The organism is Pseudomonas chlororaphis (genome assembly GCA_001023535.1).
GTDB classification, from domain to species: Bacteria; Pseudomonadota; Gammaproteobacteria; order Pseudomonadales; family Pseudomonadaceae; genus Aquipseudomonas; species Aquipseudomonas chlororaphis_E.
On record CP011020.1, the window covers coordinates 4,226,211 to 4,240,704 of the forward strand.

General features: G+C 64.0%; 15 protein-coding genes. 6 read left to right on the forward strand and 9 right to left on the reverse strand.

Annotated elements, in window-relative coordinates; all coding sequences use genetic code 11:
- The first annotated feature begins 17 nt into the window (after nt 1–17).
- The 3 genes from VM99_18510 (at nt 18) to VM99_18520 (ending at nt 3,168) form a co-directional block, all read left to right on the forward strand.
- The gene (locus VM99_18510) at nt 18–1,517 is read left to right on the forward strand and encodes an APC family amino acid permease (protein AKJ99969.1); all 1,500 of its coding nucleotides are present in this window, start codon (nt 18–20) and stop codon (nt 1,515–1,517) included.
- On the forward strand, nt 1,498–2,082 hold the full coding sequence (locus VM99_18515) for a hypothetical protein (protein ID AKK01794.1): 585 nt from the start codon (nt 1,498–1,500) through the stop codon (nt 2,080–2,082). Before VM99_18510 ends, VM99_18515 begins: the two co-directional genes overlap by 20 nt.
- A gap of 123 nt (nt 2,083–2,205) precedes the next feature.
- Nucleotides 2,206–3,168 (forward strand): transcriptional regulator, encoded by a 963-nt coding sequence (locus tag VM99_18520; GenBank protein ID AKJ99970.1) that lies wholly within the window; start codon nt 2,206–2,208, stop codon nt 3,166–3,168.
- 165 nt (nt 3,169–3,333) lie between these two features.
- Here the strand turns inward: VM99_18520 and VM99_18525 are convergent, their stop codons facing one another.
- The 6 genes from VM99_18525 to VM99_18550 all read right to left on the reverse strand — a co-directional run bounded on the left by VM99_18525 (nt 3,334) and on the right by VM99_18550 (nt 8,316).
- Nucleotides 3,334–4,101, reverse strand: a complete 768-nt coding sequence (locus VM99_18525) for a 3-ketoacyl-ACP reductase (protein ID AKJ99971.1) — start codon at nt 4,099–4,101, stop codon at nt 3,334–3,336.
- Nucleotides 4,091–4,894 (reverse strand): 3-oxoacyl-ACP reductase, encoded by an 804-nt coding sequence (locus VM99_18530; protein AKJ99972.1) that lies wholly within the window; start codon nt 4,892–4,894, stop codon nt 4,091–4,093. Before VM99_18530 ends, VM99_18525 begins: the two co-directional genes overlap by 11 nt.
- On the reverse strand, nt 4,887–5,708 hold the full coding sequence (locus tag VM99_18535) for a moaF (protein AKJ99973.1): 822 nt from the start codon (nt 5,706–5,708) through the stop codon (nt 4,887–4,889). The genes VM99_18530 and VM99_18535 overlap by 8 nt, the downstream gene beginning before the upstream one ends.
- Before the next feature lie 84 nt (nt 5,709–5,792).
- Nucleotides 5,793–6,452 (reverse strand): LuxR family transcriptional regulator, encoded by a 660-nt coding sequence (locus VM99_18540; GenBank protein AKJ99974.1) that lies wholly within the window; start codon nt 6,450–6,452, stop codon nt 5,793–5,795.
- Between the two features lie 157 nt (nt 6,453–6,609).
- Nucleotides 6,610–6,975, reverse strand: coding sequence for a hypothetical protein (locus tag VM99_18545; GenBank protein ID AKJ99975.1), 366 nt, complete (start codon nt 6,973–6,975; stop codon nt 6,610–6,612).
- Nucleotides 6,976–7,017: 42 nt separating this feature from the next.
- A complete protein-coding gene (locus VM99_18550) occupies nt 7,018–8,316 on the reverse strand; it encodes an FAD-dependent oxidoreductase (protein ID AKJ99976.1) in 1,299 nt (432 codons plus the stop codon).
- A 310-nt stretch (nt 8,317–8,626) separates the two neighbouring features.
- Between VM99_18550 and VM99_18555 the strand changes: the two genes are divergently transcribed.
- From VM99_18555 to VM99_18565, 3 genes are all read left to right on the forward strand, one after another.
- Nucleotides 8,627–9,796 carry an acyl-CoA dehydrogenase gene (locus tag VM99_18555; protein AKJ99977.1) on the forward strand — a complete coding sequence of 390 codons (1,170 nt, stop codon included), beginning with the start codon at nt 8,627–8,629 and terminating at the stop codon, nt 9,794–9,796.
- A gap of 68 nt (nt 9,797–9,864) precedes the next feature.
- Complete coding sequence (locus VM99_18560) at nt 9,865–10,806, forward strand: flavin oxidoreductase (protein ID AKJ99978.1); 942 nt, start codon at nt 9,865–9,867, stop codon at nt 10,804–10,806.
- A 219-nt stretch (nt 10,807–11,025) separates the two neighbouring features.
- Entirely contained in the window at nt 11,026–11,448 is a 423-nt protein-coding gene (locus VM99_18565) for a homoprotocatechuate degradative operon repressor (GenBank protein ID AKJ99979.1), read from the forward strand.
- A gap of 79 nt (nt 11,449–11,527) precedes the next feature.
- Here VM99_18565 and VM99_18570 read toward each other — a convergent pair whose 3' ends face one another.
- The 3 genes from VM99_18570 to VM99_18580 are packed head-to-tail and all read right to left on the reverse strand — an operon-like array spanning nt 11,528 to nt 14,462.
- A complete protein-coding gene (locus VM99_18570) occupies nt 11,528–12,325 on the reverse strand; it encodes a 2-keto-3-deoxy-L-rhamnonate aldolase (protein AKJ99980.1) in 798 nt (265 codons plus the stop codon).
- 18 nt (nt 12,326–12,343) lie between these two features.
- Nucleotides 12,344–13,147 carry a 2-oxo-hepta-3-ene-1,7-dioate hydratase gene (locus tag VM99_18575; protein AKJ99981.1) on the reverse strand — a complete coding sequence of 268 codons (804 nt, stop codon included), beginning with the start codon at nt 13,145–13,147 and terminating at the stop codon, nt 12,344–12,346.
- 10 nt (nt 13,148–13,157) lie between these two features.
- Complete coding sequence (locus VM99_18580; protein ID AKJ99982.1) at nt 13,158–14,462, reverse strand: major facilitator transporter; 1,305 nt, start codon at nt 14,460–14,462, stop codon at nt 13,158–13,160.
- Between the last annotated feature and the right edge of the window lie 32 nt (nt 14,463–14,494).

A 14,494-nucleotide genomic window follows, 5' to 3' on the forward strand; every position in this document is an offset into this window, starting at 1 on the left:
TCTCGAGGATCTGCACCATGTCGATCAATGACCGACTCACCGCGCACTTGAACCGGGGCACGGTGGGATTTCCCACCGCCCTGGCCAGCACCATCGGCCTGATCATGGCCAGCCCGGTGATTCTCACCGCAACCATGGGCTTCGGTATCGGTGGCAGCGCCTTCGCCGTGGCGATGCTGATTGCCGTGGTGATGATGCTGGCCCAGGCGACCACGTTCGCCGAGGCCGCGTCGATCCTGCCCACCACCGGCTCGGTCTATGACTACATCAACTGTGGCATGGGGCGTTTCTTCGCGATCACCGGCACGCTGTCGGCCTACCTGATCGTGCACGTGTTCGCCGGCACCGCCGAGACCATCCTGTCCGGGGTCATGGCGCTGGTGAACTTCGAGCACCTGAACACCCTGGCCGAGTCTGCCGGCGGTTCCTGGTTGCTCGGGGTCGGGTTCGTCATTGTGTTCGGGGTGCTCAACGCGTTCGGCGTCAGTGCGTTCGGCCGAGCCGAGATCATCCTGACCTTCGGCATGTGGACCACGTTGATGGTATTTGGCGTGCTCGGCTTGATCGCGGCGCCAGCGGTGCAACTGGAAGGCTGGTTCGGGGTTTCGCTGGTGGGCACCGACCTGATCACCATCCTCTCGCTGGTGGGCATGGCCATGTTCATGTTCGTGGGCTGCGAGTTCGTCACGCCTCTGGCGCCGGACCTGCGCCACTCGGCCAAGGTCATGCCCAGGGCGATGATCCTCGGCTTGCTGAGCGTCGCCTCGTGCATGTTCATCTACGGCGCGGCGATGAAACGCCAGGTGGAGAACGTGCTGCTCGATGCCGCCAGCGGCGTGCACCTGCTGGACACGCCCATGGCGATTCCGCGCTTCGCCGAGCAGGTCATGGGGGATATCGGCCCGCTGTGGCTGGGGATCGGCTTCCTGTTTGCCGGCGCGGCGACCATCAACACCCTGATGGCCGGCGTGCCGCGGATTCTCTACGGGATGGCGGTGGACGGCGCATTGCCCAAGGTCTTCACTTACCTGCACCCGCGTTTCAAGACACCCTTGCTGTGCATCCTGGTGGCGGCGTTGATTCCTTGCCTGCATGCGCTGTGGCTCGGTGGCAACACCGACAACATCATGCACCTGGTACTAGCGGCGGTGTGTGCCTGGAGCTTTGCCTACCTGCTGGTGACGGTGTCGGTGGTGAGCCTGCGCATTCGTCGGCCAGACCTGCCGCGGGCCTATCGCTCGCCGTTCTTTCCGCTGCCACAGATCCTGTCCAGTGTCGGCATCCTCCTGGGCATGTGGTTCATCACGCCGCCCGGCATGAACCCAGCCGACATCTACATCCCGTTCGCGGTGATGCTCGGTGGCACCGCGGCCTACGCCTTGTTCTGGACCCTGGTGGTGCAGAAGGTCAATCCATTCATGCCAGCGTCGGTGGAAGACGTGCTGGCCAAGGAGTTTTCCCATGAGCCAGGGCAACCTGCCGGCGAGTTTATCGACCGTGCTGCAAAGACTGTCTGAGCGCTTGCGCGCCCATCGCCACCCGGCCGGCTATCGGCCTGGGGTGACCCTGGAACACGTGCGGCGCAACCTCGGGCTGGCGCACTTCGTGTGGTCAGGGCCGACGACGGCTACTGTGGCCAGCGACGACGGCCGGCTGCAACTGGAGATTGTCGAGCGCACCGAATCACAGTGGCTGATGCACCTGGTGATGACCGAATTCGTGTTGCGCGTGCCTGCGTCGATGGAGGGCACGGCGCGCCTGGAGCTGCACCACGGCGGGGCTATTCGCCGCAAGGGTCTGCGCTGTCGCCAGCGGGGTGCCGACCAGGCGCTGGCGGCCCGGTTGCAGGCGGCGGTAACGCACGATCAGGGGTTGTACCAGGCGCTCATGCCGCTGGATTTCAAGCGCCTGCGCATCGACCTGCACGAGCGCCAGTGGTGCGTGCGCCTGGAACACATGGGCGGCAGCGAGGTGGTCAACCGCATGCCGGCCTTTCGGCGCTACATCGCGCTCGGAGGCGAACAACGCGCAGCCTTGCTGGCATCCCTGAGCGGCCTGCAACGGGTATTGGCAAGCCTCTGACCCTGTAGTGCCGCCCTGGCATCAATCCTGCTTCTGCTCTGGCGATCAGGTATTTGTTGCGTGCATATAGATAACATGTTAACTATTGCCGCACAAAAACAATAAGCCACTGCGGAGAACGCCATGAGCATGCAACAGGTTGGGCAAGACGGGCTGGAGACCTGGAACCGGGACCTGCGCGCCACGTGTGGGTATTTCGAGACGGAGCTGGCTTTCAATCGTGCCTTGTTTATCGGCCAGGTCTCGAACTTCTGCCGCGGCGGTCTTTCCCTGTCGAACCTGCGCACCAACGCCGGTTCCATCAAGCGCCACTCGCCCAATCCCGACCACGACGACGATCAGGATTGCCTGCTGGTCAGCCAGCGCAGTGGCTATTGCCGCATCACCCAGAACGGCCTGAGCATCCAACTGGCCCCCGGCGAGTTGTTACTGATGGATTCGGCGGGCGCACTGGAGATCAGCCCGTTCGGCCTGATCGAGCATGCCGTGCTGTCCTTGTCTCGGCAGCAGGTGTCGAGGCAGTTGGGCGGGGACACCAGGACCTTCGGCAAGATCTCGTCGAGCAAGGCCTGCGGGCGGATGTTGCACGTGCTGATGGACCAGTTGTGCAAGGACACGCCGGACGGCGAAGGCGCGGCGGGCGAGGGCGAGGCCCTGCAGAGTGCGTTCGTGTCCTTGCTGGGCTCGGCGCTGGAGCACACGAGCGATGCCCGTGACGATGGCGCCGCGCTGCAGGGCAGCCATCTGCGCAGCTACGTGCAGAAGGTCATCGACGAATCCCTCAACCAGCCCGGCCTCAGCCCGGTGGGCCTGGCCAACCGCCTGAACATCTCGGTGCGCCATCTGTACCGGTTGTTCGAAGAACAGGACGACAGCGTCTGCCGTTACATCCAGCGAGCCCGGCTCAAGCGCAGCGCCGATGACCTGACCAACCCGTTCCTGCGGGACGAGTCCATTACCTCGATTGCCTACAAATGGGGCTTCACCGACTCGGCCCACTTCAGCCGCTCGTTCAAGAAGCAGTTCGAACTCTCGCCCAAGGACTTTCGCGCAAGCCATCTGCAACAGGCGCAGGGAGTGGCCTGAGACGCAGGAACGGTGCCCGCCGAACCGCCGCCATCGCGAGCAAGCCCGCTCCCACAGGCGGCGTTGTGGTGGATCCGAAATAGAAGGGAACACTGCTGAACCTGTGGGAGCGGGCTTGCCCGCGAAGGCGGTGGTGCTGTCCTCACCACCGCCCGCTGGATCGCCTCAGACTTCCGGCAATGTCGAACCGCCGTCGACCACCAGGGTCTGGCCCGTCACATAGGCGGCCAGGTCAGAGGCCAGGTATAGCATGGCGCCGGCAATGTCCCCGGGACGACCCAATCGCCCCAGTGGCACGCGCCGAGCGATGTCCTGGTTGAGGTCATCGTCACCGAGGTTGGCCATGGCCGGGGTCGCGATCATGCCCGGTTCGACACCGTTGACCCGCACCTGCTCGGGCGCCAGCTCCAGTGCCGCGTTGCGTATGAAACCATTGACCCCGGCCTTGGACGCGGCGTAATGGCTAAGCCCCGGGTACGCCACGCGCGGGCCGGTGACCGAGGACGTCACCAGCACACAGCCCTGGCCCTGGCGGCGGAACATCGGCAGCGCCGCCTGGGTCAGCCAGAACAGCGCCGACAGGTTCACCGCCAGGGTGCGTTCCAGCACCGCCGGGGTGATCTGCGCAAAAGGCGTCAACGGGAAGTAGCCGGCGTTGTGCACCAGCACGTCCAGGCGCCCCAGGCGCTCTTGCAGCCCGCCCATCATGGCCGATATCGCCGTGGCGTCCGCGAGGTCCACGCCCACCGCTTGCGCCTGGTAGCCGCCGGCCGTCAGCTCGCTGGCGAGGGCCTCGGCCCGCGCCAGGCCGAGGTCGGCGATCACCACCTGAGCCCCACGCCAGGCGAAGGCTTCGACAATGGCCCGACCAATGCCTTGGGCACCGCCAGTCACCAACACCGTCTTGCCGCTGAAATCCAGGTCATTGGCCATGGGTCACCTCCATGTGGCTGAACGCCAGGGTCGGTACGTCGACGATGCTCGAACCACCGTCGGCCACCAGCGCCACGCCGGTGATGATCGAGGCGTCCCGGGACGCCAGGAAACGACAGGCGAGGGCGATCTCCTCGGCGCTGGCGGGGCGGCGCAACGGCACGTCGGCGCAGACTCGGTCGTAGGCCTGTTGCAGCGTTTCACCGTGGAACTGCATCAGCACCTGCATTTCCTCATCGGCCATCGGCGTGCGGACCCAGCCCGGACAGACCGCGTTGACCCGCACGCCTTGGGGGCCGTAGTCCCGCGCCAGGGAGCGGTTCAGGCCCAGCAGTGCGTGTTTGGCGGTGGTGTAGCCGCACACTTGCGGCCCGGCCGCCAACGACGCGATGGACCCGATCAATACCACGTTGCCGGCGCTTTCCTGCAGCAAGGGCAGGCAGGCCCGCGCGCTGTAGAACGCGCTGTCGAGGTTGCTGCGCATGGCCGCGTCCCAGGCTTGCGGGCTGGTTTGGGTGGCGCTGCCCTGGCCCATGCCGCCGGCACAGGCCAACAGCACATCGAGTCGAGCGAAACGCTGGCGGATCTGCGCGATGAAACCGTCCCAGGTCGTCGGGCACGCGGCGTCGCCCACCAACACCAGGCCGCCGACTTCCCTGGCAAGGTCTTCCAGGGGCTCGCGGCGTCGGCCGATCAAGACCAGGTTGGCGCCTTCGGCGGCATACAACCGGGCGCAGGCGGCACCGATGCCGGTGCCCGCGCCGGTAATCACCACGGTGCGTGATTCAGGCATCGGGATACTCCGTCTGGTTGAGGACCTGGCAGTAGGAACTGACCGGGAAATTGGAGTATTCATCGAAGGACGCACCGGCGTAGCCGAAAATCTTGCCGTCGCTGCGGTGTTGTTGCAGGTCGATCAGCACCAGGCCGAGGGTCGGGATGATTTTTTCCCGCCAGACGAACAGATACAGCTGGTCGGCGACCTTGTAGGTGTCGCACCGGTCGGTGTCGCACAGGCCTTGTTCCACGCCCTTGAGGCACTGCCAGGCGTAGAACCGGTCATTGAGGTAGATGTGTTCGTAGACTTCGCTTGGGCTGTAGCGATACAGGTTGCGCAGCCCCACCAGCTCGTTGCTCGGTGCGTGCGGGCAGAGGCCGTCTTGCCAGGGCCGGTCGAGGCTGCCGTGGAGGAAGTCGACGCCGACGCTCGTCAGGGGCTTGCCCGCCAGGGCGCGGCCGTAGAGCCCTTCACGGGTTTGCTCTGGCTCGGGCATGCGCCCGATCACGGCGGTGAACGCAGCGTTGGCGGTGTCGAGCACCAGGCTGACCGACAGGGTCTGGCGGCCTTCGCCTTTGAGAAAGTCCACCAGGTACAGGCCCGGGCGAACCGATGTGGCGCGGTAGGGCGCGGTGCCGCTGGAGTGCCCGTCGGCGGCGTGCCAGGACAACGTGTCCTGCTCGAACCGATGCTCGATCTGCCAGCCATTGGCGAAGTTCAGGGTAAAGGTCTTGCCGCTCAGGTCTGCCAGGTTCGGCAGGATGAAGGCGTCGGGGGCAAAGCCATCGGCCAGGGCGCCGACGGTGATCCAGTCTGTAGATGTACTCATTGCAAGGCTCCGGTTGGGTGTAGTCACCCGCCGGATCATGGGCTCTGGGGCATCTGTGCACTATCAACCGGATGGTTGAACCGTTCAGAGAAACAGCGCGCTGACCAACTCGGTGCGACTGCTGACGCCGACCTTGCGGAACAGGTTGATCAGGTGAGTCTTGATGGTCGGCAAGCCGACGTTCAACTCCCGGGCCAGGTGCTTGTTGCTGACGCCCTCGCGCAGCAGCAGGGCGATCTGGCGCTCCTTGGGCGTCAAGCCGTCCAGGGCATCCGCCTGGGCAGGCAGGTGCGCCACCGCCAGTTGCAACAGGGTTTGCAACGCGCCGAGCTGGGACAACTGCTGAGGCGTGAAGGCGCCTTGTTCGGCGGTGCGCAATAACGAAATGGCGGCTTGCGGCTGGCCGTCCCGACGGGCGAAGACTTCCACCACATCCACTACGCCGTAGCGTTGCAGGAAGCTGCGGTAGCGCTGGCTGTCGCGCACCGGCTGGCGGGTCATCGCCAGGCCCAGCGGCACCACGGCCTGTTCATCGCAGACACAGTTGCGCGGTTGCAGCGGATCGAACTGGCGGTAGTTGTCCAGGTAGTCGCGGTGCATCTCGCCACTCATGCCGTGCAGGCTGAAGTCATGGGCTTGCAAGTGGCGGTCGACACAGTAGAAGGCCGCCCGGCTGGCGGGAATCAACTGGGTGAACGCGTGCAGGCAGTGGCCGGCGATGTCCTGGGTGGGAATGAGGTTCATGGGCGCAACCTTCGCAAGCACATTGCGGTTGAGGGAAGAACGTGAACCCCTACGGCCAGGGCGTTTTTGTGGCGAGGGAGTTTGCTCCCGAATCGCATAAAAGCGGGGCTGCTTCGCAGCCCAGCGGGAGCAAGCTCCCTCGCCACGGTCACGGTGCTCAGACTACCGCGAAGTAGTGCTTGACGAAACTCTCGCTGACCACTTCCCACAGTACCGGCGTGCCCTTGGTCACGAACCAGCTGTCGCCAGCCTTGTAGCGGGTGCTCTGGCCGGTGGCTTCGTCGGTGAGCACCACTTCGCCGGTGACCACGGTGGCTTGCTCGGCAAACGGATACACCATCCGGAACTTGCCCTGTGTGGTGCCGAAGTAGGCGCTGCTGACGGGATCGGTCGGGGCGCCGAAGGTCATCTTGCCGAAGGCCTTGACTTCGCCTTCGAGGATTTGCGAACCCAGGTCGGCGACGGTACCCCAGGCGTCCAGTTCGGACAGCTGGATGTCTTTCTTGAGGGTGATAAGGGGCATGGCGGTGACTCCTGATGATTGAAATAGAAAGCGGTGTGGTTGTCAGCGACGGCCGTTCCAGTAGCCCGACAGCTGGTGCCAGGACTTGCCGGCAGTCAGCAACAGCGGACGGATGGCGTCCTTGCCGATGATGGTCGGGCGCCTGACGGAACTGACCAGGTCATAACGCGCCGAACCTTCGCTCATGCCTTCGGCCAGGACCTTGCAGATGATGTGGCTCGGCGTGACGCCAAACCCGGAGTAGCCCTGGACGAAGAACGCATTGCGGCGGCCGGGCAGGGTACCGATCTGGGGGAACAGATTCGGGCTGCACGCCATCGGACCGCCCCAGGCGAGGTCGATCTTCACGTCCTTGAGGTACGGGAAAATCTTCAGCATCAGATTCCGGTTCCAGGCCTTGAGGTCCTGGGGAATGTGCTCCACCAGCGGCGTCGCGGCACCGAACAGCAGGCGATTTTCGTTAGTAACGCGGTAATAGTCGATGACCGGGCGGATATCGCTGTAGGCACCGCGAATCGGGCTGATGCGTTGGATCAGCTCGTCCGACAGTGGCTCGGTCATCATCTGGAAGGCGTAGGTGTTGATCGTCGAGCGATGCAGTTCCGGCTCCAGTTTGTTGAGGAAACTGTCGCAGGCCCACAACAGCTTGCTGGCCTTGACCGAGCCGCGCCCGGTGCGCACGGTGATGCGCTCGCCATAACGGACTTCCAGGGCGGGGCTGTTCTCGTAGATCTGCACGCCGTGGCCGGCCAGTGCCTTGGCTTCGCCCAGCAGCAGGTTCAACGAATGCACATGCCCACCGCCCATGTGCAGCAATGCGCTGCCGTAGGCTTTGGAGCCGATGATCTGCTGGACGTCGGAGCCGCCGAGAAAGCGGATCTCGTGCTTGCTGTTGATCGACTTGAAGTCTTTTTCCCAGGCCCGCAGGGTTTTTTCCTGGCGGGCGTTGAAACCCATGTAGCCGTAGCCATGGCAGAAGTCGGCATCGATGGCGTACTTGGCGATGCGGTCCTTGATGATGTCCGCCCCCAGGTCGCTGATCTCGAAGACCTGGCGCAGACCGTCTTCGCCGACGTCCTTCTTGATCTTTTCCAGGTCATGACCGATGCCGGCCATGATCTGCCCGCCGTTGCGCCCGGTGCCGCCGAAACCCAGGTAGCGCGCCTCGAGCACCACGATGTTGGTGATGCCTTTTTCAGCAAGCTCCAGCGCGGTATTGATGCCGGAGAAGCCGCCGCCAATCACCACGACATCGGCTTCCACGTCCTGTTCCAGGGTCGGGAAACTGAGGTTGTACTTCTTGGTGGCTGTGTAATAGGTGGGCGTTTCGATATTGATCATGACGCAACCTGACAAAGTGAAAGGAGACTCCGTGCAAAGCGCTGCACGCGATGCCCCTATTAAGGGCCCAGGCGAGGGTGTTTGTCTTGATCATCCGTGCCGGGGCACTTGACCGAGCGCGCCATCGGCTTGGATCGGCACCATGAAAAGTACAATCTTGGATCTGGAAGGTGCATTTTTCGACGTCTTGCCAATGCCCATACTGGACCGGCCTCAATCATTTGATCCCGCTGTTTTCTGCACCACGAGCCTGCCGTGAGGTGCAAGGCCAGGCGGGATCGGCAGACGCCAATAATAAAAGAGTCCGTCCATGAAAAAGCCAAACCCGTTGCTCGAAGACCTCAAGCCCCTCCTGCCGATCATTGCCGCCAATGCCTTCCAGGCGGAGCAGGACCGTAGCGTTCCTGCCGAGAACATCGCCTTGCTCAAGGGCATCGGCCTGCATCGGGCTTTCCAGCCTAGGGCGTATGGCGGCCTGGAGATTTCCCTGCCGCAGTTTGCCGATTGCATCGCGCTGCTGGCCGGCGCCTGTGCCAGCACGGCCTGGGCCATGAGCCTGTTGTGCACCCACAGCCATCAGTTGGCGATGTTCCCGGCCAAGACCCAGGAAGAAATCTGGGGTGCCGATCCCGATGCCACCGCCAGCAGCAGCATCGCGCCGTTTGGCCGCACCGAGGAAGTCGAGGGCGGCGTGATGTTCAGCGGCGAAATGGGCTGGAGCAGCGGCTGTGACCATGCCGAGTGGGCCATTGTCGGATTTCGCCGCAAGAACGCCGAAGGCACCCAGGACTATTGCTTCGCCGTGTTGCCTCGCCGCGACTATGAGATTCGTGACGACTGGTTCGCCGTGGGCATGCGCGGCAGTGGCAGCAAGACCCTGATCATCACCAACGTGTTCGTGCCGGAGCATCGGATCCAGAAGGCCAAGGACATGATGGAAGGCAAGTCCGGCGGCTTCGGCCTGTACCCCGACAGCAAGATTTTCTACTCGCCGTACCGGCCCTATTTTGCCAGCGGTTTCTCCACGGTCAGCCTGGGCGTGGCCGAGCGCATGCTCGAAGTGTTTCGCGAGAAAACCCGCAACCGTGTGCGGGCCTACACCGGTGCGGCCGTGGGCGCTGCCACCCCGGCGCTGATGCGCCTGGCCGAGTCCACACACCAGGTGGCGGCGGCGCGGGCTTTTCTCGAAAAAACCTGGCAGGACCACGCCGAGCACGGAGAACGCCACGAGTACCCGAGCCGGGAAACCCTGGCGTTCTGGCGGACCAACCAGGGCTATGCCACCAAGATGTGCATCCAGGCAGTGGACCGGCTGATGGAAGCGGCCGGCGGCGGCGCCTGGTTCGAGTCCAACGAGCTGCAACGGCTGTTTCGCGATGCGCACCTCACCGGTGCGCATGCCTACACCGACTACGACGTCTGCGCGCAGATCCTCGGGCGTGAGCTGATGGGCCTGGAACCCGATCCCAGCATGGTCTGAGTACCTGCCCCAGCACCGCCCCATAACAACAAATCGAGGCCGTCGCATGAGGCGGCCGGGAGTCTTGCATGTCCAATGATTGCGATACCGCGTTCGATACCCGCGCATTCCGCCGCGCCCTGGGCAATTTTGCCACCGGTGTGACCGTGGTCACCGCCGCGACGGAAGATGGCCGCAAGGTCGGCGTGACGGCCAACAGCTTCAATTCGGTGTCCCTGGATCCGCCGTTGATTCTCTGGAGTATCGACAAGCGCTCCAGCAGCCACGGCGTGTTCGAAGCCGCCAGCCACTTTGCGGTAAACGTATTGGCCGCCGACCAGATCGACCTGTCGAACAACTTCGCCCGGCCCAGGGAGGATCGCTTCGCCGAGATCGAATTCGACAACGGCGAGGGCGGGGCGCCGGTGTTTGCCGATTGCGCCGCGCGGTTTCACTGTGAAAAATTCCAGCAGGTGGACGGTGGCGATCACTGGATCATGCTGGGCAAGGTCGTGGCCTTCGACGATTTCGGCCGTTCGCCGTTGCTTTATCACCAGGGCGCCTACTCGATGGTCCTGCCCCACACGCGCATGACGCGGCGCGAAGAGGGGCAGGCGCCCAGCAGCCACTTCCAGGGCCGTTTGAGTCACAACCTCTACTACCTGATGACCCAGGCACTGCGGGCCTACCAGGCCAGTTACCAGCCCCGCCAATTGTCCACGGGGCTGCGCACCAGCGAAGCGCGAATGCTGATGGTGCTGGAAAATGACGCCGGGCTGAACCTGGTCGACCTGCAGCGAGAAGTGGCGATGCCGGTGCGCGAGATCGAAGAAGCCGTGGCCAACCTCAAGCGCAAGGGCCTGGTGAGCGATGATGGCGACCGGGTCCGCCTGACCGTCAAGGGCATCGATGAGACCGAAGGGCTCTGGGCCATTGCCAGGGAACAGCAGGACAAGGTGTTCGGCCAGTTCGGCGAGGCCCAGGTGGAGCATTTCAAGGCGGTGCTCAAAGGGGTGATCAAGGGCGCTTGATGCCAGAGCACAGAAAATAGCTACGCCCCTGTGGGAGCGGGCTTGCCTGCGATGGTGGTCATTCAGCTTGCGATGATGCTGGCTGTGCCGTCGCCTTCGCGGGCAAGCCCGCTCCCACAAGGTACTTGGGTGTTCAATTGCCCTTGGCACGGACAGCGGGACAGTGGTGATGCTAAGATTTAGTTAACTCATTAACTAATACCCTGGCGAACACTCTCCATGCCCAAGCTGCGCCAATCCTTGACCCTGACCCTGCTACAGGCCCGTGAAGCGGCCATGGGGTTTTTCCGTCCTTCCCTCAATCAACACGGCCTGACCGAACAGCAATGGCGGGTCATCCGCATCCTCAGCCAGCACGCGGAGCTGGAGATCAATCGCCTGGCCGAACTGGCCTGCATCCTCAAGCCCAGCATGACCGGCGTGCTGGTGCGCATGGAGGCTGCGGGCATGGTTGTTCGGCGCAAGGCCGAGCAGGATCAGCGGCGCGTACTGGTGCGCCTGGCACCACAAGGGCAGGCGTGCTTCGACTCGATGAGCCACAGCATGGAGGCCAACTACCAGCGCTTGCAGGAGAAACTGGGGGAGGAGAAGTTGCAGACGTTATTGGTGTTGCTGAATGAGTTGAAGGCGGTCAGGCGCTGATAGCTGATAGCTGAGCGAAGTGCTGAAGCCTTTGTGGCGAGGGGATAAATCCCCTCGCCACAGGCAGGCTCGACTTAGGTCAGTACACCCCACCCGCCGCAGGCTTTGGCACACCCTTGAACGCCGACGCCAGGCTTTGAAGGCCGCGCATCAGCACGGTCGTGTCCACTCCGACGGCTACGAACGCTGCCCCCAGCTCGATGTAGCGCCGGGCCAGTTTTTCGTCGGCACTGAGGATTCCGGCGGCCTTGCCGGCCTTGCGAATGCGGGCGATGGCGTCTTCGATGGCTGCTTGCACGTCCGGATGCCCCGGATTGCCGCGAAACCCCATGGACGCACTCAGGTCCGCCGGGCCGATGAACACCCCGTCCACGCCGTCCACCGAGGCAATGGCGTCGAGATTGGCCAGACCCTCGCGGCTTTCGATCTGCACCAGCAGGCACATCTGTTCATCGGCCTTGTCCAGGTAACCGGGGATGCTGTTCCAGCGCGACGCGCGAGCCAGCGCGCTGCCGACACCACGCACCCCGCTGGGCGGGTAATGGATGGCGCGCACCAGCTCGCGGGCCTGCGCGGCGCTTTCCACCATCGGCACCAGCAGGGTCTGTACGCCGAGGTCGAGCACTTGTTTGATCAGCGCCGTGTCACCCACCACCGGGCGAATCACCGGTTGGCTGGCGTAGGGCGCCACGGCCTGGAGCTGGCCGAGCAGGGTGCGCACGTCGTTGGGCGCGTGTTCACCGTCGATCAGCAGCCAGTCGAAACCGGCATTGGCAGCCAGCTCGGCGCAGTAGGCGTCGGCCAGTCCGAGCCAGAGGCCAATCTGCGCCTCGCCGCTTTTCAGCCGTTGTTTGAACGTGTTGATCGGCATGTCCATGAAGCAGTCCTCGAGCAGTCAGACGAAACGGCAAGCGATGGAGCCAAGCATGTCGTAGTCGACATGGAAGGTATCGCCCGGGTTGGCCGCCACCGGGCGGGTGAAGGAGCCACCGAGGATGATCTGCCCCGGTTGCAGGGTGACGTCATAGGCCGCCAGCTTGTTCGCCAGCCAGGCCACGCCCTTGGCCGGGTGATTGAGCACCGCCGCCGAGACGCCGGACTCTTCGATCACGCCGTTGCGGTAGAGCACCGCCGGCACCTTGCGCAGGTCGATCTCGGTGGGGCGCACCGCACGTCCGCCCATGACCACGCCAGCGTTGGCCGCGTTGTCGGAAATGGTGTCGAAGACTTTGCGGGTGGCCTGGGTCTGCGGGTCGATCTGCTGGATGCGTGCGTCGATGATTTCCAGTGCCGGGATCACCCATTCAGTGGCATCCAGTACGTCGAACACCGTGACGTTCGGGCCTTTCAACGGTTTGCCGAGGATGAACGCCAGTTCGACTTCCACTCGCGGCACGATGAAGCGCGAGAAGGGAATGTCGGTGCCTTCGTCGAAGAACATGTCATCCAGCAGCGCGCCGTAGTCCGGCTCGGTGATGTTCGAGGACACTTGCATGGCCCGGGAGGTCAGGCCGATCTTGTGGCCGACCAGCTTGCGCCCGTCGTTGATTTTCTGCGCCACCCAGGCGCGCTGGATGGCGTAGGCGTCATCGAGGGTGATGGCCGGGTGATCGAGGGAAAACTGGCGCACCTGCTCCCGGGAACGCTCGGCGTGGTCGAGGCGGGCAGCGGCTTGCTGGATGAGGCTTTGATCGAGCATGACGAGGTCTCTATTGAGGATTGACGACGGCGGCCCGGGTGCGCAGCACCAGCAGGCCACCCAGGGTGATGAACAGCGCCAGGACATACAGGGCCAGGCTGGCGCTCTGCGTGGTGTCCCGCATCCAGCCGATGAGGTACGGCGCGAAGAATGAGGCGATGCTGCCAAAGGAACTGATCAGGGCGATTCCGGCGGCCTGGGTGTTGTTGGAGAGAAACGCCGGCGGCAGTTGCCAGAACATCGGCAACGCCGCGCTGGCGCCCATGCCGGCGACAATCAGGCCGCCGAGCACCAGGGTCGGATTGCCGGGAGAGAGCCCGGCGATAGCGATACCGGCTGCCGCCATCAACAACGGTACGCAGAGGTGCCAGCGACGTTCGCGGTGGCGGTCGGAGGAGCGGCCACAACCGATCATGAAGAAGCAACCGGCCAGGTAAGGCACCGCGCTGAGCAGGCCGACCTGGCCTTCGCTGCCGATGCCGGCGCCGTGGATCAGAGTGGGCATCCAGAAAGCCAGGGTGTTCACCGCCAGCATCACGGCGAAGTACACCGCCACCAGCAACCAGACCTGGGGGTTAGCGAGGATCGCCGAAAACGAGGTGATGGATTTTCGCTGTTCCTCCACGCTCAGTTGTTCGCGCAGGTGCTGCTTGGCGTGGGGTGAGAGCCAGCTGACGCTTTGGTAACTGTCGGGCAGGCACTTGAGTACGACCAGGCCCAGGAGGATCACCGGCAGCCCCTCGATGACGAACATCCATTGCCAGCCACGCAGGCCGCCGACATCGTGGAAATGTTCGAGGATCGCCCCCGACAGCGGCCCGCCGATCACGCCCGCCATCGGCACGGCGATGGCGAACAGCGCGGTCACCTGGGCGCGCCGGCGTGCCGGGTACCAGCGGTTGAGGAACACCAGGATCCCCGGGAAGAACCCGGCTTCGGCCACCCCCAGCAGAAACCGCAGCAGGTAGAAACCGGCGGCGCTTTCAATCAGGAACATGCCGGTGGACAAGGCCCCCCAGACCACCATCAGCGTGGCGATCCAGCGGCGCGGGCCGACCCGGTCCAGGGCCATGTTGCTCGGCACGCCGAACAGCGCATAGGCGATGAAGAACAGGCCGGCGCCGAAGCCGTAGACCGTGTCGCTGAACTGCAGGTCGGCGCTCATCTGCATCTTGGCAAAGCCGATGTTGATCCGGTCCAGATGGGCGAACAGGTAGCAGACCAGCAACAACGGCATCAGCCGCCAGGTGATCGTGGCATGGGTGCGGTCGTGCACGACGGAGCCGGCAGTGCCAGCGGGATTGGCTGTGCTCATGATCTTGTACTTTTTGTCCGAGAGGCCGATGG